Annotated in this window: 14 protein-coding genes; 11 read left to right on the top strand and 3 right to left on the bottom strand. The window is 73.6% G+C overall.

Annotated elements, in window-relative coordinates; genetic code table 11:
- Window positions 1-50 precede the first annotated feature (50 nt).
- A complete protein-coding gene (rpsT, locus tag ACIBIW_RS26010; protein WP_399339441.1) occupies window positions 51-317 on the bottom strand; it encodes a 30S ribosomal protein S20 in 267 nt (88 codons plus the stop codon).
- Window positions 318-574: 257 nt separating this feature from the next.
- Between rpsT and lepA the strand changes: the two genes are divergently transcribed.
- The 3 genes from lepA (at window position 575) to hemW (ending at window position 6,326) form a co-directional block, all read left to right on the top strand.
- Window positions 575-2,494 (top strand): translation elongation factor 4, encoded by a 1,920-nt coding sequence (lepA, locus tag ACIBIW_RS26005; protein WP_399339440.1) that lies wholly within the window; start codon window positions 575-577, stop codon window positions 2,492-2,494.
- A 618-nt stretch (window positions 2,495-3,112) separates the two neighbouring features.
- Entirely contained in the window at window positions 3,113-4,996 is a 1,884-nt protein-coding gene (locus ACIBIW_RS26000) for an AMP-dependent synthetase/ligase (RefSeq protein WP_399339439.1), read from the top strand.
- 97 nt (window positions 4,997-5,093) lie between these two features.
- A complete protein-coding gene (hemW, locus tag ACIBIW_RS25995) occupies window positions 5,094-6,326 on the top strand; it encodes a radical SAM family heme chaperone HemW (protein ID WP_399339438.1) in 1,233 nt (410 codons plus the stop codon).
- Between the two features lie 182 nt (window positions 6,327-6,508).
- Here hemW and ACIBIW_RS25990 read toward each other — a convergent pair whose 3' ends face one another.
- Window positions 6,509-7,330, bottom strand: coding sequence for a DUF3097 domain-containing protein (locus ACIBIW_RS25990; protein ID WP_399339437.1), 822 nt, complete (start codon window positions 7,328-7,330; stop codon window positions 6,509-6,511).
- Window positions 7,331-7,395: 65 nt separating this feature from the next.
- Window positions 7,396-8,166 carry an MBL fold metallo-hydrolase gene (locus tag ACIBIW_RS25985; RefSeq protein WP_399339436.1) on the bottom strand — a complete coding sequence of 257 codons (771 nt, stop codon included), beginning with the start codon at window positions 8,164-8,166 and terminating at the stop codon, window positions 7,396-7,398.
- 219 nt (window positions 8,167-8,385) lie between these two features.
- Here ACIBIW_RS25985 and hrcA point away from each other — a divergent pair, with 219 nt between their 5' ends.
- From hrcA to ACIBIW_RS25945, 8 genes are all read left to right on the top strand, one after another.
- Window positions 8,386-9,402 (top strand): heat-inducible transcriptional repressor HrcA, encoded by a 1,017-nt coding sequence (gene hrcA / locus ACIBIW_RS25980; RefSeq protein ID WP_399339435.1) that lies wholly within the window; start codon window positions 8,386-8,388, stop codon window positions 9,400-9,402.
- Window positions 9,403-10,536 carry a molecular chaperone DnaJ gene (dnaJ, locus tag ACIBIW_RS25975; protein ID WP_399339434.1) on the top strand — a complete coding sequence of 378 codons (1,134 nt, stop codon included), beginning with the start codon at window positions 9,403-9,405 and terminating at the stop codon, window positions 10,534-10,536.
- An 82-nt stretch (window positions 10,537-10,618) separates the two neighbouring features.
- Window positions 10,619-11,818, top strand: a complete 1,200-nt coding sequence (locus tag ACIBIW_RS25970; protein ID WP_399339433.1) for a nitronate monooxygenase — start codon at window positions 10,619-10,621, stop codon at window positions 11,816-11,818.
- Window positions 11,815-12,597 carry a 16S rRNA (uracil(1498)-N(3))-methyltransferase gene (locus ACIBIW_RS25965; protein WP_399339432.1) on the top strand — a complete coding sequence of 261 codons (783 nt, stop codon included), beginning with the start codon at window positions 11,815-11,817 and terminating at the stop codon, window positions 12,595-12,597. Before ACIBIW_RS25970 ends, ACIBIW_RS25965 begins: the two co-directional genes overlap by 4 nt.
- A gap of 163 nt (window positions 12,598-12,760) precedes the next feature.
- The gene (locus ACIBIW_RS25960) at window positions 12,761-15,988 is read left to right on the top strand and encodes a S41 family peptidase (RefSeq protein WP_399339431.1); all 3,228 of its coding nucleotides are present in this window, start codon (window positions 12,761-12,763) and stop codon (window positions 15,986-15,988) included.
- A gap of 112 nt (window positions 15,989-16,100) precedes the next feature.
- Window positions 16,101-16,460, top strand: a complete 360-nt coding sequence (locus ACIBIW_RS25955) for a histidine triad nucleotide-binding protein (RefSeq protein WP_399339430.1) — start codon at window positions 16,101-16,103, stop codon at window positions 16,458-16,460.
- Between the two features lie 6 nt (window positions 16,461-16,466).
- Complete coding sequence (locus ACIBIW_RS25950) at window positions 16,467-17,378, top strand: ribonuclease Z (protein WP_399339429.1); 912 nt, start codon at window positions 16,467-16,469, stop codon at window positions 17,376-17,378.
- Between the two features lie 115 nt (window positions 17,379-17,493).
- Window positions 17,494-18,789 (top strand): glucarate dehydratase family protein, encoded by a 1,296-nt coding sequence (locus ACIBIW_RS25945; protein WP_399339428.1) that lies wholly within the window; start codon window positions 17,494-17,496, stop codon window positions 18,787-18,789.
- Window positions 18,790-18,808 lie beyond the last annotated feature (19 nt).

Here is an 18,808-nt window from a genome sequence, read left to right as displayed (position 1 = left end):
GGCGGGGTAGAGGGCCCGCGATTCCCGTCCGGCGGTGTGGCCGCGGTCCGTCAGCCCTTGAGGGTCGCGACCTTGGCGGCCAGCGCGGACTTCTTGTTGGCGGCCTGGTTCTTGTGGATGACGCCCTTGGAGGCGGCCTTGTCCAGCTTGCGCGAAGCCTCGCGCGCGGCGGCGGTGGCCTTCTCGACGTCGCCCTCGGCGACGGCCTCGCGGGTGCGGCGGATCGCGGTCTTCAGGGAGGACTTCACGGCCTTGTTGCGCTGCCGGGCCTTCTCGTTGGTCTTGATCCGCTTGATCTGGGACTTGATGTTCGCCACGAATGAGCCTTTTCGGATACAGGTACAGAACAGGGGTGCGGTGGAAGCCACCGCGGGAGATGATGCTCCGTGCCGTGGCCGGTGCCGGGGGCGGTGCGAAGCCGCCGACCGTCACGCGGGTCCTCAGGCACAGCGGCCCAGGCTAGCAGCCGGGCTCATCGCGTCCCAAACCGGGTCCGGTGCCCCGAGCGTGGGACGATGGTGGTTGCGTACTGATCCGAGCCGAGGCATGGAAGCCTCAAGAGACAGGACCCTGCGTGCCCGCGACCACTGACCATGTGCCCGAGCCGAGCCGTACCGACCCGGCGCTGCTCCGCAACTTCTGCATCATCGCGCACATCGACCACGGCAAGTCCACCCTCGCCGACCGGATGCTCCAGCTCACCGGAGTCGTCGAGCAGCGGCAGATGCGCGCCCAGTACCTCGACCGTATGGACATCGAGCGCGAGCGCGGCATCACCATCAAGTCCCAGGCCGTCCGGCTGCCGTGGACACCGACGAGCGTCCCCGCGGCCGTCGGAGCCGGCCCCGGAGCCGGCGCCGCGCCGCTCGCCGAGCGCCCGATGACCCATATCCTCAACATGATCGACACCCCGGGCCACGTCGACTTCACCTACGAGGTCTCCCGCTCCCTCGCCGCCTGCGAGGGCACCATCCTGCTGGTGGACGCCGCCCAGGGCATCGAGGCCCAGACCCTCGCCAACCTGTACCTGGCGATGGAGAACGACCTCACGATCATCCCCGTACTGAACAAGATCGACCTGCCCGCCGCGCAGCCGGAGAAGTTCTCCGAGGAGCTGGCCAACCTGGTCGGCTGCGAACCCGACGACGTCCTCAAGGTCTCCGCCAAGACGGGGCTCGGGGTGGACGCGCTGCTCAACAAGGTGGTCGCGGAGATCCCGCCCCCGGTCGGCGTCGCCGACGCGCCCGCGCGCGCCATGATCTTCGACTCGGTCTACGACTCCTACCGCGGCGTCGTCACCTACGTACGGGTCGTCGACGGCCAGCTCAACCGGCGCGAGCGCATCCGCATGATGTCCACGGGCGCCACCCACGAGCTGCTGGAGATCGGCACCAACAGCCCCGAGATGCTGCCCGCGGACGGGCTCGGCGTGGGCGAGGTCGGCTATCTGATCACCGGTGTGAAGGACGTGCGCCAGTCCCGGGTGGGCGACACCGTCACCTCGCAGTCCGGCGGCGCCGGCACCGCGCTCGGCGGCTACAAGGACCCCAAGCCCATGGTGTTCTCCGGCCTCTACCCCCTGGACGGCTCCGACTATCCGGAGCTGCGCGAGGCCCTGGACAAGCTCCAGCTCAACGACGCCGCGCTGGTGTACGAGCCGGAGACCTCCGCCGCGCTCGGCTTCGGCTTCCGCGTCGGCTTCCTCGGGCTGCTCCACCTGGACGTGGTGCGCGAGCGCCTTGAGCGGGAGTTCGGCCTCGACCTCATCGCCACCGCGCCGAACGTCGTCTACCGCGTCCTCATGGAGGACGGCACCGAGCACACCGTCACCAACCCGAGCGAGTTCCCCGAGGGGAAGCTCGCCGAGGTGTACGAGCCGGTGGTGCGGGCCACGATCCTCGCGCCCAGCGAGTTCATCGGCGCGATCATGGAGCTGTGCCAGTCCCGCAGGGGCACCATGCTCGGCATGGACTACCTCTCCGAGGACCGCGTGGAGATCCGTTACACGCTGCCGCTCGCGGAGATCGTCTTCGACTTCTTCGACCAGCTCAAGTCCAAGACCCGCGGTTACGCCTCGCTGGACTACGAGCCCACGGGGGAGCAGGACAGCTCGCTGGTGAAGGTCGACATCCTGCTGCACGGCGACAAGGTCGACGCCTTTTCCGCCATCACTCACCGTGACCAGGCGTACGCTTATGGAGTACGGCTCGTGGCCAAGCTCAAGGAGCTGATCCCGCGGCAGAACTTCGAGGTGCCCGTCCAGGCGGCGGTCGGCTCCCGGGTCATCGCCCGCGAGACGATCAGGGCCATCCGCAAGGACGTCCTCGCCAAGTGCTACGGCGGCGACATCTCCCGCAAGCGGAAGCTGCTGGAGAAGCAGAAGGAGGGCAAGAAGCGGATGAAGATGGTGGGCGCGGTGGAGGTGCCCCAGGAAGCGTTCATCGCGGTGCTCTCCAGCGACGACGGCGGCAAGGCCAAGTCCGCGAAGAAGTAGCCCCGCGGTGGGCCCGTCCCCCTGCCCGCGGCAGGGGGACACCCCATCGCCCCTCACGGCAGGGGGACGGGCCTCACAATCTCCACGAGGCCGTCACACCCGGCGCCCGCCCGGGCCCCGCGCCCCGCGCACCCGGGGCGCCGCCACCCGCCCGGCAGTCGCGCGGCTCCGGGCGGCTCCGGGGATACGGGAGCGGTCGCCCCCGCTGTCCTCACGCCCCGCCCGCCCGGCGTCCCGGCACCAGCCCGCCCGGTGTCGTGCCTGGTGGGAGCCCTCAGGGCGCCCCCGGCGCGGGCGACGGGCGACCGTCGGCCGCCGCTCCCCTGGGCGGCGCACTCACCCCACCGGCCCTCCCGTCCCCGCCTCCCCGGCCCGCGGCGGCCATCCTGGGTGCTAAAGCCGGAGGCAAGGGGTCACGTGGAGGCTGAGGGCGTCCCGTGAGGAAAGTCGCGAGGGCCCTTACGCCGCGGGCTGTCGCGCTCTACCCTGATCGCGACGCGCTAGTTACTCGCGAGTTAAGCAAGGGGCGCCAGGGAGTCACCCCGTAAACCGGACCAGACCCGGCCGAGGCCGGTCAGCAGCAGCCCAGTCACCCTGTCGGCGGGCACGGAGGACGTCGTGAGCGACACACAGACCCTGATCGAGAACCGGCCGCCGTCCCTGGCCGCGCTCTTCTTCGAGCGCGTGGCAGCCACGCCGGACCGCGAGGCGTACCGCTACCCGGCGCCAGGGCCCGACGGGAGCGAGGAGTGGCGGGCGCTGACCTGGTCCGCCGCCGCCGAGCGCGTCGAGGCCATCGCCGCGGGCCTCGTCGACCTCGGCATACGCCCCGAGGAGCGGGTCGCGCTCGCGTCCTCGACCCGCCTGGAATGGGTGCTCGCCGACCTCGGCATCCTCTGCGCGGGCGCCGCGACCACCACCGTCTACCCGCAGACCAACGCCGAGGAGTCCGTGTTCATCCTCGGCGACTCCGGCAGCCGCCTGCTGATCGCCGAGAACGCCGAACAACTGGCCAAGGCCCGCGGCCACCGCGCCGAGCTGCCCGGGATCTCCCATGTCGTGGTGATCGACCCCGAGGGCGCCGAGCCCACCCCGGACGACCCCGACGGCTGGATACTGACCCTCGCGGAGCTGGAGCGGCGCGGCGCCGCCAAGCTCGCCAAGGACCCCCAGCTCATCCGCAAGATCGTCGACGGGGTGACCGCCGACCAGCTCGCCACCCTCATCTACACCTCGGGCACCACGGGCCGTCCCAAGGGCGTGCGGCTGCTCCAGGACAGTTGGTCGTACATGGCCAAGGCCATCGTCGCCACCGGGCTCATCGGCCCCGACGACATCCTCTACCTCTGGCTGCCGCTCGCCCATGTCTTCGGCAAGGTGCTGATCAGCGGGCAGATCGAGGCCGGCCATGTGACCGCGGTCGACGGCAGGGTCGACAAGATCATCGACAATCTGCCGGTGGTGCAGCCCACCTATATGGCCGCCGTGCCCCGCATCTTCGAGAAGGTCTACAACGGGGTCGCCGCCAAGGCGCGCGAGGGCGGCCCGGCCAAGTACAAGATCTTCCAGTGGGCCGCCGAGGTCGCCAGGGAGTACGGCAAGGCCACCCAGGACAACTTCCGGCGCACCGGCAAGACTTCCGCCCCCTTCGCGCTCACCGCCAAGCACCGCGTCGCCGACACCCTGGTCTATTCCAAGCTCCGGGACGCGTTCGGCGGCCGGATGCGGGCCTGTATCTCCGGCTCCGCCGCGCTCGCCCCCGAGATCGGCTTCTTCTTCTCCGGCGCCGGGGTGCACATCCTGGAGGGCTACGGCCTCACGGAGTCCTCCGCCGCCTCCTTCGTCAACCCGGGCGAGTCCTACCGCACCGGCACCGTCGGCAAGCCGCTCGCCGGGACCGAGGTGCGGATCGCCGACGACGGCGAGGTGCTGCTGCGCGGCCCCGGGATCATGGAGGGCTACCACGGGATGCCGGAGCAGACCAAGGAGGTCCTGGAGGACGACGGCTGGCTGCACACCGGCGACATCGGCGAGCTGTCCGTGGACGGCTTCCTGCGGATCACCGACCGCAAGAAGGACCTCATCAAGACCTCCGGCGGCAAGTACATCTCGCCCGCCGAGGTCGAGGGCCAGTTCAAGGCGGTCTGCCCCTACGTGTCCAACATCCTCGTCCTCGGCGGCGGCCGTAACTTCTGCTCCGCGCTGATCTCCCTCGACGAGGAGGCGATCATGAAGTGGGCGGGGGAGAACGGCCTGGCCGGCAAGACGTACGCCCAGGTGGTGGCCGACTCCGCGACCGTCGGGCTGATCGAGGGCCACGTCCGGGAGCTGAACGAACACCTCCAGCGCTGGGAGAAGATCCGCCAGTTCCGGCTGCTGCCCCGCGACCTCGACATCGAGCACGGCGAGCTGACCCCGAGCCTCAAGCTGAAGCGGCCCGTGGTGGAGGCGGAGTTCGCCCGCCTCATCGACGACATGTACGCCGGTAGTCGGGAGGCGTAGCCGCCCGGCTACCGGCACGCACCCCTGGTTTCCGTATCCGCCCCCTTCCCGTGCGGGAGGGGGCGGGCACCCGTCGCGCATGCGGGACACTGGACGCATGCCATCCGTACTGCCCGACGGGGAACCCGTGCCCGACGACGGACGCCTCCCCGAAGCGGCGCTCGCCGGGGCCGCCGGGCGCGACCTCGGGTTCTATCTGCACGTCCCGTACTGCGCCACCCGCTGCGGCTACTGCGACTTCAACACCTACACCGCCACCGAGCTGGTCGGCTCGGGCGGCGTCCTCGCCTCCCGGGACAACTACGCGGACCTCCTCACCGACGAGATCCGCCTCGCCCGCAAGGTCCTCGGCGACGACCCGCGCCCCGTGCGCACCGTCTTCGTCGGCGGCGGCACCCCCACCCTGCTCGACCCCGCCGACCTGGTGCGCGCGCTGCACACCCTTGCCGACGAGTTCGGGCTCGCGGACGACGCCGAGATCACCACCGAGGCCAACCCCGAGACCGTGGACCCCGCCTCGCTCGCCGCGCTCCGCGAGGGCGGCTTCAACCGGATCTCCTTCGGCATGCAGAGCGACAGGCCCCACGTGCTGCGCGTCCTGGAGCGCGGCCACACGCCTGGCCGCCCGCAGGAGTGCGTCGCGGAGGCGCGCGCCGCCGGATTCGAGCACGTCAACCTGGACCTCATCTACGGCACCCCGGGCGAGAGCGACGACGACTGGCGCGCCTCACTCGACGCCGCCCTCGGCGCGGGCCCCGACCACGTCTCCGCGTACGCCCTCATCGTCGAGGACGGCACCAGGCTCGCCCAGCGCATCAGGCGCGGCGAGATCCCCCCGACCGACGACGACGTCCACGCCGACCGCTATCTGATCGCCGAGGAGGCGCTGACCGCGGCCGGTCTCACCTGGTACGAGGTGTCCAACTGGGCGGCCTCGCCCGCCGCCCGCTGCCGCCACAACGAGCTGTACTGGCGCGGCGCCGACTGGTGGGGCGCGGGCCCCGGCGCGCACAGCCACGTCGGCGGGGTGCGCTGGTGGAACGCGAAGCACCCCGGCGCCTACGCGGCCCGCCTCGCCCGGGGCCACAGTCCGGGCGCGGGCCGCGAGGTGCTGACGGACGAGGACCGCAGGGTCGAACGCGTCCTGCTTGAGCTGCGCCTCGGCGACGGCTGCCCGCTGTCCCTGCTGCGGCCCGAAGGGCTCGCCGCCGCCCACCGGCACGCCGAGGGCGGCCTGTTGGAGCCGAAACCGCTCGCCGCGGGCCGCGCCGTCCTCACCCTGCGCGGCCGCCTGCTCGCCGACGCGGTCGTACGCGACCTGGTCGACTGAGGGGCGCGCGGGCGCGGCGGAGGCACCGGCGCACGCACCGGGCGGCGCGGGCGGCGCGGGCGCTCCTGTCGGTCCTGGCGGCGCGGGCGGCAGGGGCCCGCCCACGCCCCGCGTACGGGCGCCCGACGGGGCGCGCGGGAGCCGGCCCGCCCCCACGCCCCTTCAGGGCCCCTCCGGGCCCCTCAGCCCTCCATCAGGGGCCCGCCCACCGTCACATGGTCGATGAGCCGCTCCACCGCGCCGAGCAACGGGGACTCCAGGTCCCGGTACGAGCGCACGGAGCCGAGGATGCGCGACCACGCGGCGCCGGTGTTCTCCGGCCAGCCGAGGGCGCGGCAGACCCCGGTCTTCCAGTCCTGCCCGCGCGGCACCCGGGGCCAGGCCGCGATGCCCACCGCGGACGGCTTCACCGCCTCCCAGACGTCGATGTACGGGTGCCCCACCACCAGCGCGTGCTCGCTGGTGACCGCCGCCGCGATCCGGGACTCCTTGGAGCCCGGCACCAGATGGTCCACCAGCACCCCGAGGCGCGCGTCGGGACCCGGCGCGAACTCCGCCACGATCGCCGGGAGGTCGTCCACGCCCTCCAGGTACTCCACGACCACGCCCTCGACGCGCAGGTCGTCGCCCCACACCTTCTCGACCAGCTCCGCGTCGTGCCGGCCCTCCACATAGATCCGGCCGGCCCGCGCCACCCGGGCGCGCGCGCCCGGCACCGCCACGGAGCCCGACGCCGTGCGCGCCGGGCGCGCGGGAGCGCCAGCCCCGGGCGCGACCAGGGTGACCGTGCGCCCCTCCAGCAGGAAGCCGCGCGGTTGCAGCGGGAACACCCGGTGCTTGCCGAACCGGTCCTCCAGCGTGACCGTGCCCGCCTCGCAGCGGATCACCGCGCCGCAGAACCCCGTCCCCGCCTCCTCCACGACCAGGTCAGGGGTCGCGGGGACCTCGGGCGCGGGCTGCTGCTTCTTCCAGGGCGGAGTCAGGTCCTGCGAGTACTGGCGCATTCGGCCGACGATAGGAACAAGTGCCGGGCCCGATACGGCGACACGCCGCACGCGGGGCGCGCCGCTCAGCCGGTCCTGAACCGCCGCGCCAGTGCGTCGCGCTGGCGCCGTACGAACGCCGCGTCGACCACCGCGCCGTGCCCCGGCACATAGCGCGCGTCGGGGCCCCCGAGGGCGAGCAGCCGGTCGAGCGCGGCGGGCCAGCGTCCCGGCGCCGCGTCCTGGCCCGCCTGGGGCGGCCCCGACTCCTCGACCAGGTCACCGCAGAACACCACGGGCGGTTCGCCCCCGGCGCCGGGCACGACCACGGCGAGGTCACAGGGGCTGTGCGCGGCGCCGAGCGCCACCAGCAGCACCCCGCCGCCTGGCGGCCCGAGCCACAGCTCCCCGGCGACCTCGACCGGCGCCGCCGCCGGGCTCCCAGGACCGCCGAGCGCCGCGCACGCCCGCGCCACCGCGCCCGGCTCCGCGCCCTCCCGCAGCGCGTCCGCGCGCAGCGCCGCGAGCCCTCCGGGGCCCGGTCCCGCCAGGAGCGCGCTCCCGATGCCCGCGGCGCCGTAGCCGCGGGCCCCGGACAGCGCGGCGGCGCCCAGCACATGGTCGAAGTGGGGGTGGGTGAACGCCACGCACGCCACGGGCGCCCCCGCGCGCGCACGCGCCGCCTCCCGCAGCGCCGCCCCCTGCCGCAGATCGGCCCCCGCGTCCACCAGCAGCGGCCCCACGGGAGTGCGTACGAGAGCGGCGCCGCAGTCCCAGGGGGCGAGCCGCACCCGGGCCGCGGACGCCGTCACGGCCTCCCAGCGGAGCCCGGCGTCCTGGCTGTCGTCGACGGACATGCCCCGACGGTACCGACCCGGCACCCGCGGCCACCGCAGCCGCCCCCGCGTCCCCAACTCCCCACCCGTCACCACCCGCACCGCGCATGCCGCGCCCGGAATCGGGGAAGACCCCCGACCGGCCGGTCTTGCCCGGGGCACACCCGGGCCCCGTACACTGGTGGTCAGTAACTTGGCACTCCCAGCGCGCGAGTGCCAGCCGGTGGCGGGAGGTGCGCGATGCTCAATGAGCGCAGGCTCGAAGTGCTGCGCGCCATCGTCCAGGACTACGTGGGCACCGAGGAGCCGGTCGGCTCCAAGGCCCTCACGGAGCGCCACCACCTCGGCGTCTCCCCGGCGACCGTGCGCAACGACATGGCGGCCCTCGAAGAGGAGGGCTTCATCGCGCAGCCGCACACCAGCGCGGGCCGCATCCCCACGGACAAGGGCTACCGGCTCTTCGTGGACCGGCTCGCCGGCGTCAAGCCGATGACCCTGCCCGAGCGGCGCGCGATCGAGAACTTTTTGGACGGCGCGGTCGACCTCGACGACGTCGTGGCCCGCACCGTCCGGCTGCTCGCGCAGCTCACCCGGCAGGTCGCCGTCGTGCAGTACCCCTCCCTGACCCGCTCCACGGTGCGCCATGTGGAGCTGCTGTCGCTGGCCCCCGCCCGCGTCATGCTGGTGCTGATCACCGACACGGGACGGGTCGAGCAGCGTACGGTGGACTGCCCCGCGCCCTGCGGCGAGGCCCCCCTCGCCGACCTGCGCGCCAGGCTCAACAGCCGGGTCGCGGGGCGGCGGTTCGCCGACGTGCCGCATCTCGTCCAGGACCTGCCGGAGGACTTCGAGGCCGAGGACCGGGGTACGGTGTCGACGGTGCTCTCCACCCTCCTCGAAACACTGGTGGAGAACACCGAGGAGCGGCTCATGATCGGCGGCACCGCCAATCTGACCCGTTTCGGGCACGACTTCCCACTCACCATCCGGCCGGTGCTGGAGGCGCTTGAGGAGCAGATGGTGCTCCTGAAGCTCCTCGGGGAGGCAACGGATTCGGCCATGACCGTGCGAATCGGTCATGAGAACGCGCATGAGGGACTCAACTCCACGTCCGTCGTGTCGGTCGGTTACGGTTCGGGCGGCGAGGCAGTTGCCAAGCTCGGCGTGGTCGGACCGACCCGCATGGACTACCCGGGAACGATGGGAGCAGTACGCGCAGTGGCACGTTACGTCGGACAGATCCTGGCGGAGTCGTAAGTGGCCACGGACTACTACGCCGTACTCGGCGTACGCCGCGACGCATCCCAGGACGAGATCAAGAAGGCGTTCCGGCGGCTCGCCCGCGAGCTGCACCCGGACGTCAACCCCGATCCGAAGACCCAGGAGCGGTTCAAGGAGATCAACGCCGCTTACGAGGTGCTGTCGGACCCGCAGAAGAAACAGGTCTACGACCTCGGCGGCGACCCGCTGTCCCAGTCGGGCGGCGGCGCGGGCGGCTTCGGCGCCGGCGGCTTCGGCAACTTCTCCGACATCATGGACGCCTTCTTCGGGACGGCCGCCCAGCGCGGCCCCAGGTCGCGCACCCGGCGCGGCCAGGACGCGATGATAAGGCTGGAGATCGAGCTGGACGAGGCCGCCTTCGGCACCACGAAGGACATCCAGGTCGACACCGCCGTCGTCTGCAACACCTGCAACGGCGAGGGCGCGGCCCCCGGCACCTCGGCGCAGACCTGCGACATGTGCCGCGGACGCGGCGAGGTCTCCCAGGTCACCCGCTCCTTCCTCGGCCAGGTCATGACGTCGAGGCCCTGCCCCCAGTGCCAGGGCTTCGGCACCGTGGTGCCCACGCCCTGCCCCGAGTGCGCGGGCGACGGCCGCATCCGCTCCCGCCGCTCCCTGACGGTGAAGATCCCCGCGGGCGTCGACAACGGCACCCGTATCCAGCTCGCGGGCGAGGGCGAGGTCGGCCCAGGCGGCGGCCCGGCGGGTGACCTCTACGTCGAGATCCACGAGCTGCCGCACGCCGTCTTCCAGCGCCGCGGCGACGACCTGCACTGCACGGTCACCATCCCGATGACCGCGGGCGCCCTCGGCACCAAGGTGCCGCTGGAGACCCTGGACGGGCTCGAAGACGTCGACATCCGCCCCGGCACCCAGTCCGGGCAGTCCATCCCGCTGCACACCCGCGGCATCACACATCTGCGCGGCGGCGGCCGTGGCGACCTCATCGTCCACGTCGAGGTGCAGACCCCCTCCAAGCTGGACACGGAGCAGGAGCGCCTGCTGCGCGAACTGGCCAAGCTCCGCGGCGAGGAGCGCCCGGTGGGACAGTTCCAGCCGGGGCAGCAGGGGCTGTTCTCGCGGCTCAAGGACGCGTTCAACGGGCGCTAGGGCAAGGCGGTCGTGACCCGCCCCGGGAGCTTCCCCGGGGCGACGGTTCTGACTTGTGTGAGGGACGTGACACCATGCGGTCATGTCCCCTGCGCTCACCGAGATCTTCCCTCTGCCGATCGTGCAGGCGCCCATGGCGGGCGGGGTCTCGGGCCCCCGGCTCGCCGCCGCGGTGTCCGAGGCGGGCGGACTCGGCTTCCTCGCGGCGGGCTACAAGACGGCCGACGGCATGTACCAGGAGATCAAGCAGCTCAGGTCGATGACCTCACGCCCCTTCGGCGTCAACCTCTTCCTGCCGCAGCCGGACCACGCGGACCCCTCCGCCGTCGCCGTCTACCGCGACCAGCTCTCCGGCGAGGCCGGGTGGTACGAGACCGAACTCGGCGACCCCGACAGCGGCATGGACGACGGCTACGACGCCAAGCTGGCCGTCCTCATGGACGACCCGGTGCCCGTGGTGTCGTTCACCTTCGGCTGTCCGCGCGCGGAGGTGCTGTCCGCGCTCGCCCGCGTCGGCACCCGTACCGTCGTCACCGTCACCACCCCCGAGGAGGCCGCCGCGGCCGAGCGGGCGGGCGCCGAGGCGCTGTGCGCCCAGGGCATGGAGGCCGGCGGGCACTACGGCAGCCACCGCGACCTGCCCGAGGACGACCGCGCGGGCACCGCCCTGCTGCCGCTCGTCACCCGGCTCAGGGAGACCACGGAACTGCCCCTCATCGCGGCCGGCGGGCTGATGCGCGGCGCCCAGATCGCCGCCGTGCTCGCCGCGGGCGCCTCGGCCGCCCAGCTCGGCACCGCCTTCCTCGCCACCCCCGAGTCCGGCGCCTCCCCGCTTCACAAGGAGGCCCTGACCAGCCCGCTGTTCACCCGCACCGAGACGACCCGCGCCTTCTCCGGCCGCACCGCCCGCGGCCTCGTCAACCGCTTCCTGCGCGAACACGGCCCCTACGCGCCCGCCGCCTACCCCCAGGTGCACCACCTCACGTCCCCGCTGCGCAAGGCCGCGGCCCGTGCAGGGGACGCCCAGGGCATGGCGCTGTGGGCCGGCCAGGGCCACCGCCTCGCCCGCGACCTGCCCGCGGCCGACCTCGTCGTGCTGCTCGCCGCCGAGCTGGAACAGGCCAGGCTCGTCCAGGTCGCCACCCCCGCCTGGGCCTCGCAGCTCACCGCCGAGCAGCGGGCCGCCGCCCGGGAGGCCGTGGACCGGCAGGAGACACAGAGCCACAGCAGACCCGAGGCACCGCGGCGTCCCGTGCCGCCGGAGAGGGGCGGCGCCCAGTGACCCCGCCCGTCTTCGTCGTCGACAGCTTCGACGGAGTACCGCCCAGGGGCGTCGAGCACTACACCCTCGAAGGGCCCGAGGGCCGGCACGCCGTCTCCGTGAAGCGGCTGCGGCCCGGCGAGCCCGTCACCCTCACCGACGGCGCGGGCCGCTGGGCGCCCTGCCTCACCCTCGCCACCGAGGGCAAGGACCGGCTCGTCGTCCGCGTCGACTCCGTACGCGAGGAGCCCGAGCCCACGCCCCGTATCACCGTCGTCCAGGCGCTGCCCAAGGGCGACAGGGGCGAACTGGCCGTCGAGACCATGACCGAGACCGGAGTCGACGCCATCGTCCCCTGGACCGCGCACCGCTGTGTCACCCAGTGGCGCGGCGAGCGCGGCCAGAAGTCGCTCGGCAAGTGGCGCGCCACCGCGAGGGAGGCGGGCAAGCAGTCGCGGCGGGTGCGCTTCCCCACCGTCGCCGAGCCGCTGAACTCCGCGGGGGTCGCGGCCCTGCTGGGGGACGCCGCGCTCGCGGCCGTGCTCCACGAGGACGCCGCCGTGCCCGCACGGCCGCTCGCCACCGCCGCCCTGCCCGACGAGGGCGACATCGTGCTCGTCGTCGGCCCCGAGGGCGGCCTCACCGGCGAGGAACTCGACCAGTTCCGGGACGTCGGCGCCGAGGTCCACCGGCTCGGGCCGACCGTGCTGCGCACCTCCACCGCGGGCACCGCGGCCGTCGCCGCCGTGCTCACCCGCACCCGCTGGCGCCGCCAGGACACCCACCCGTACGACACGTAGTGACCGACGCCACGCCGGGCCACCGGCGCCCGCGGGAACGGCCCGTGAACACCGCGCCACGGGCTCCGCACGCCCCCGCGCGGGACCGTCGAGCCCGAGCCATACCCAGCGGAAGTGATCCAAACCGCTGACCCGGGTCCCCCGGTCTGCTTACGCTGATCGCGTGACAGAGTCTGGGTACCTACGGTTTCCGCATGTTCACGGTGAGTTCATCACCTTCACCGCAGAGGACGACGTGTGGCTCGCACCGCTCGACGGCGGCAGGGCCTGGCGGGTCAGCGCGGACAACACGCCGGTCGACCACCCCAGGATCTCGCCCGACGGCGCCACCGTGGCGTGGACCTCCACCAAGGACGGCGCCAGGGAGATCCACACCGCCCCGGTCGACGGCGGCCCCTCCCGCCGGCTCACCCACTGGGGCGCCCGCACCACCGTGCTCGGCTGGACCCCCGACGGGCGCGTCCTCGCCATCAGCACCCACGGGCAAGCCTCGCTGCGCCGCAGTTGGGCCCGCGCGGTCCCGCTCGACGGCGGCCCCGCCGAGACGCTGCCCTATGGACCCGTGGGCGGCGTCGCGTACGGGCCAGGGGGCACCGGGGGAGACGTCCTGCTGCTGTCCGCGCCCATGGGTCGCGAGGCCGCCTGGTGGAAGCGCTACCGCGGCGGCACCGCGGGCAAGCTGTGGATCGACCGCGGCGGCGACGGCGAGTTCGTCCGCCTCCACGCCGACCTCGACGGCAACATCGAGGACCCGCTGTGGGTCGGCGACCGCATCGCCTTCCTCTGCGACCACGAGGGCGCCGGAGCCCTCTACTCCTCCCTGCCCGACGGCACGGACCTGCGCAGGCACAGCCCCGTCGGCCTCGGCGCCGAGGACGGCCACGGCTTCTACGCCCGGCACGCCACCACCGACGGCACCCGCGTCGTCTACGCCTGCCTCGGCGAACTCTGGCTCCTGGACGACCTCGAAGCCGAGCCCCGCCGCCTCGACGTACGCCTCGGCGGGCAGCGCACCGACCTGCACCCGTTCGAGCTGAACGCGGCCCGCTGGTTCGGCGCCGCCGCCCCCGACCACACCGGGCGCGGCAGCGCCCTCTCGGTGCGCGGCGCCGTGCACTGGATCACCCACAGGGAGGGCCCGGCGCGTTCGCTCGCCGCCGAGCCCGGGGTGCGCGCCCGGCTGCCCCGCACCTTCCGCGCCGACGGCGAGGAGCACGTCGTCTGGGTCACCGACGCCGACGGCGACGACGCCCTGGAGTTCGCCCCCGCCACCGGGCCCGCCCCCGGCGCCACCCCCCGCAGGCTCGCCGCCGGGCAGCTCGGCCGGGTGCTGTGCCTCGCCATGTCGCCCGACGGCACCCGCGCCGCCGTCGCCTCGCACGACGGCCGCGTCCTGCTCGTCGAGCGGGACAGCGGCGAGGTGCGCGAGGTCGACCGCAGCGAGCACGGCGACGCGAGCGGCCTCGTCTTCTCGCCCGACTCGGCCTGGCTCGCCTGGTCCCACCCGGGACCAGGGCCGCTGCGGCAGCTCAAGCTCGCCGGAACCGCCGAGGGCAACGTCAGCGAGGCCACCCCGCTGCGGTTCAGGGATTACTCGCCCGCGTTCACCCTCGACGGCAAGCACCTCGCGTTCCTGTCGGAGCGCGCCTTCGACCCCGTCTACGACGAGCACGTCTTCGACCTCGCCTTCGTCGACGGCTCCCGCCCGTACCTGATCACCCTCGCCGCGACGACGCCCTCGCCGTTCGGACCGCAGCGGCACGGCCGCCCCTTCGAGGCCCCGGACAAGGACGAGACCCCCGACAGCGAGGGCACCCCCGCGACCAGGATCGACCTCGACGGGCTCGCCGACCGCATCGTGCCGTTCCCCGTGGAGGCGGGCCGCTACGGCTCGCTGCGCGCCGCGAAGGACGGCGTGCTGTGGCTGCGCCACCCGGTACGCGGCGTCCTCGGCACCTCCCGCGCCACCCCCGACGACGAGGGCGCCAAGTCCGACCTGGAGCGCTACGACCTCGCCCAGCAGCGCGTCGAGCACCTCGCGTCCGACGCCGACCACTACGCGGTCAGCGGCGACGGCAAGCGCGTCCTGCTGTGGACCGACGGCAAGCTGAAGGTCGTCCCCAGCGACCGGCGCGCCTCCCACGACGACGACAGCGACACCAACATCACCGTCGACCTCGCCCGGGTCCGCCAGACCGTCGACCCGGCCGCCGAGTGGCGCCAGATGTACGCGGAGGCCGGGCGGCTGATGCGGGACAACTACTGGCGCGCCGACCTCGGCGGTGTCGACTGGGACGGCGTCCTCGACCGCTACCGGCCCGTCCTCGACCGCCTCGCCACCCACGACGACCTCGTCGACCTGCTCTGGGAGGTACAGGGCGAACTCGGCACCTCGCACGCCTACGTCAGCCCCTCGGGCGGCTGGACACCGCCGGGGGCCAGACAGGGCCTGCTCGGCGCCGACCTGTCCCGGCACGAGGACGGGCAGTGGCACGTGGACCGGGTGCTGCCCTCGGAGACCTCCGACCCCGCCGCCCGCTCCCCGCTGGCCGCGCCCGGCGTCGCGGTCCGCGCGGGCGACGCGGTCGTCGCCGTCGCCGGGCGCCCCGTCGAGTCCCTCAGGGGCCCGGGCCCGCTGCTCGTGGGCACGGCGGGCAAGCCGATCGAGCTGACCGTGTCCCCCGCGGGCGGCGGCGACCTCCGACACGTCGTGGTGGTACCGCTCGACGACGAGGAGCCGCTGCGCTACCACGACTGGGTCGCGGGCCGCCGCGCCCGCGTCCACGAGCTGTCTGACGGCCGCGTCGGCTACCTCCACGTCCCCGACATGCAGGCCCCCGGATGGGCGCAGATCCACCGTGACCTGCGTGTCGAGGTGGCCAGGGAGGGCCTGGTCGTGGACGTGCGGGAGAACCGCGGCGGCCACACCTCGCAGCTCGTCGTGGAGAAGCTGGCGCGCCGCATCGTCGGCTGGGACCTGCCGCGCGGCATGACGCCGAGCAGCTACCCGGACGACGCGCCCAGGGGGCCGCTGTTCGTCGTCGCCAACGAGTTCTCCGGCTCCGACGGCGACATCATCAACGCCGCCGTCCAGGCGCTCGGCATCGGCACCGTCGTCGGCACCCGCACCTGGGGCGGCGTCATCGGCATCGACAGCCGCTACCGGCTCGTCGACGGCACCCTGGTCACCCAGCCCAAGTACGCGTCCTGGTTCGAGGGCGCCGGATGGGGCGTGGAGAACCACGGCGTCGACCCGGACATCGAGGTGGTGATGGCCCCGCAGGACCACGCGGCGGGCCGCGACCCCCAGCTCGACGAGGCCGTGCGCGGCGCGCTGGAGGCCCTGGCGCAGACCCCCGCCAAGACCCCGCCGCCGCTGCCGGAGATCTGACGCGGCCCGCGCCCCAGGACCGGCGCACCACGCCCGGGCCGGGGGCGCGGCCGCGCTGCCGATACGATGCGACCCGTTCCGTCCGTACCAGGCCCAGCGAGGAGAGCGCACCGTGGCCGGAGAGCCGCAGGCAGACTGCCTGTTCTGCAAGATCGTCGCGGGGGAGGTGCCCGCGACCATCGTCAGGGAGACGGACACCACCGTCGCCTTCCGTGACATCAACCCGCAGGCGCCCACCCATGTCCTCGTGATCCCCAAGGTGCACCACCCGGACGCCGCGTCGCTCGCCGCCGCGGAGCCGGACGTGGCCGCCGACGTGCTCAGGGAGGCCGCCGAGGTCGCCGCGGGCGACAAGGTCGACGCCACCGGCTACCGCATCGTGTTCAACACCGGCGGCGGCGCGGGGCAGACCGTCTTCCACGCCCACGCGCACGTCCTCGGCGGCCGCGGGCTGCAATGGCCCCCCGGCTGACCCGCGTTGTCCGCACGTGAACTCGTGGTCCTCGGCACCGCGAGCCAGGTCCCCACGCGCCGCCGCAACCACAACGGCCACGTCCTGCTCTGGGACGGCGAGGGCATCCTGTTCGACCCCGGCGAGGGCAGCCAGCGGCAACTGCTGCGCGCCGGGGTCGCCGCGCACGACCTGCACCGCATCTGCGTCACCCACTTCCACGGCGACCACTCGCTCGGCCTCGCCGGGGTGATCCAGCGCATCAACCTGGACCGGGTCCCGCACGAGGTCACCGCCCACTACCCGGCCTCGGGGCAGCGCTACTTCGACCGGCTCAGGCACGCCACCGCCTACCGCGAGACCGCCCGGATCACCGAGGCGCCCGTGGCGGACGACGCCACCCTGGTGTCCGGGCCCCCGTACACGCTGAGCGCCCGCAGGCTCTCGCACCCGGTGGAGTCCTTCGGCTACCGCCTCGTCGAGCCCGACGGGCGCCGCATGCTGCCGCGGCTGCTCGCCGAGCGCGGCATCGCGGGCCCCGACATCGGGCGGCTCCAGCGCGAGGGGGAGCTGCGCGGGGTCCGCCTCGACGAGGTCAGCGAGGTGCGGCGGGGGCAGCGCTTCGCGTTCGTCATGGACACCCGGATGTGCGACGCGGTGCCCGCGCTCGCGGACGGCTGCGACCTGCTGGTCATCGAGTCCACCTTCCTCGACGCGGACGCCGCGCTCGCCGAGGAGTACGGGCACCTCACCGCGGGCCAGGCCGCGCGGGCCGCCGCGGAGGCGGGGGTGCGGCACCTGGTGCTGACGCACTTCAGCCAGCGCTACACCGACCCGTCCGCGTACGGGCGGGAGGCCAGGGCCGCCGGGTTCACCGGCGAGCTGACCGTCGCGGACGACCTGGACCGCGTGCCGCTGCCCAGACGCCGCACCCCCTGACCCGGCCGACGCCCGCTGCCGCCGTACGGCACCCCGCCCCGGACCGCCATTGACGCCGTTCGTTCGCGTATCTAACCTCGGTCTTCATACATAGACGAGCCGTGGGAGGGTGGCCGTGGGCCAGGATCTGACCATCGCCGAAGTCCGGCTGACCCCGATCCTGGTGGCGGACCCCCCGCTCCTCAACACCCAGGGCGTGCACCAGCCGTACACCCCCCGGCTGATCATCGAGGTCGTCACCGCGGACGGCGTCAGCGGCTTCGGCGAGACCTACGGCGACACCAAGTACCTGGAACTCGCCAGGCCCTACGCCACCAAGCTCACCGGGCGCCGGGTCACCGACCTCGGCGCGCTCGTCCCCCTCGCCGACGAGGTCGCGGTGGACGCCGCGCGCGTCGACGACGCCGTGGACGTCGGCGGGCTGCGCGGCGTGCAGAGCGCCGACAAGCTGCGGCTCTCCGTGGTGTCGGGCTTCGAGGTCGCCTGCCTCGACGCCCTCGGCAAGGCGCTCGGACTCCCCGTGCACGCCCTGCTCGGCGGCAAGCTCCGCGACAGCGTCGAGTACAGCGCCTACCTCTTCTACAAGTGGGCCGCGCACCCCGAGGGCGTCCCCGCGCAGCGCGACGACTGGGGCGCGGCCCTCGACCCCGCCGGGATCGTCGCGCAGGCCCGCACGTTCGCCGAGCGGTACGGCTTCGGCTCGTTCAAGCTCAAGGGCGGCGTCTTCCCGCCCGAGCAGGAGATCGCCGCGGTCCGGGCGCTGGCCGAAGCCTTCCCCGGGCGGCCGCTGCGGCTCGACCCCAATGGCGCCTGGTCCGTGCCCACCTCCCTCCGGGTCGCCGGGGAACTCGGCGACCTGCTTGAGTACCTGGAGGACCCGGCCCTCGGCACCCCCGCCATGGCCGAGGTCGCCGCCGCCACGGGCGTGCCGCTCGCCACCAACATGTGCGTGACCACTTTCGCGGAGATCCCCGAGGCGTTCACCACCGGCGCCGTGCAGGTCGTGCTCTCGGACCACCACTACTGGGGCGGGCTGCGCCACACCCAGCAACTCGCCGCGCTCTGCCGCACCTTCGGCGTCGGCGTCTCCATGCACTCCAACACCCACCTCGGCATCAGCCTCGCCGCCATGACCCACGTCGCCGCCACGGTGCCGAACCTGCACCACGCTTGCGACTCCCACTACCCCTGGCAGTCCGAGGACGTCCTCACCGAGCGCCTCACGTTCACCGAAGGCCGCGTCACCGTCTCCGACGCCCCGGGGCTCGGCGTCACCGTCGACCGCGACCGGCTCGCCCTCCTGCACCGCCGCTGGCTCGACGACGACGGCCACCTGCGCGAACGCGACGACGTCGCGGCCATGCGGGTCGTGGAACCGGGCTGGACCGCCCCCGCCATGCCGCGCTGGTAAGGCCGCGTTCCGGTACGGT

Origin of the sequence: Streptomyces sp. NPDC050560 (assembly GCF_044457285.1) — a bacterium.
Classification (GTDB): Bacteria; Actinomycetota; Actinomycetes; order Streptomycetales; family Streptomycetaceae; genus Streptomyces.
The sequence above is the reverse complement of the archived record's forward strand: the minus strand, read 5'-3'. Positions and strand labels throughout refer to the sequence as shown.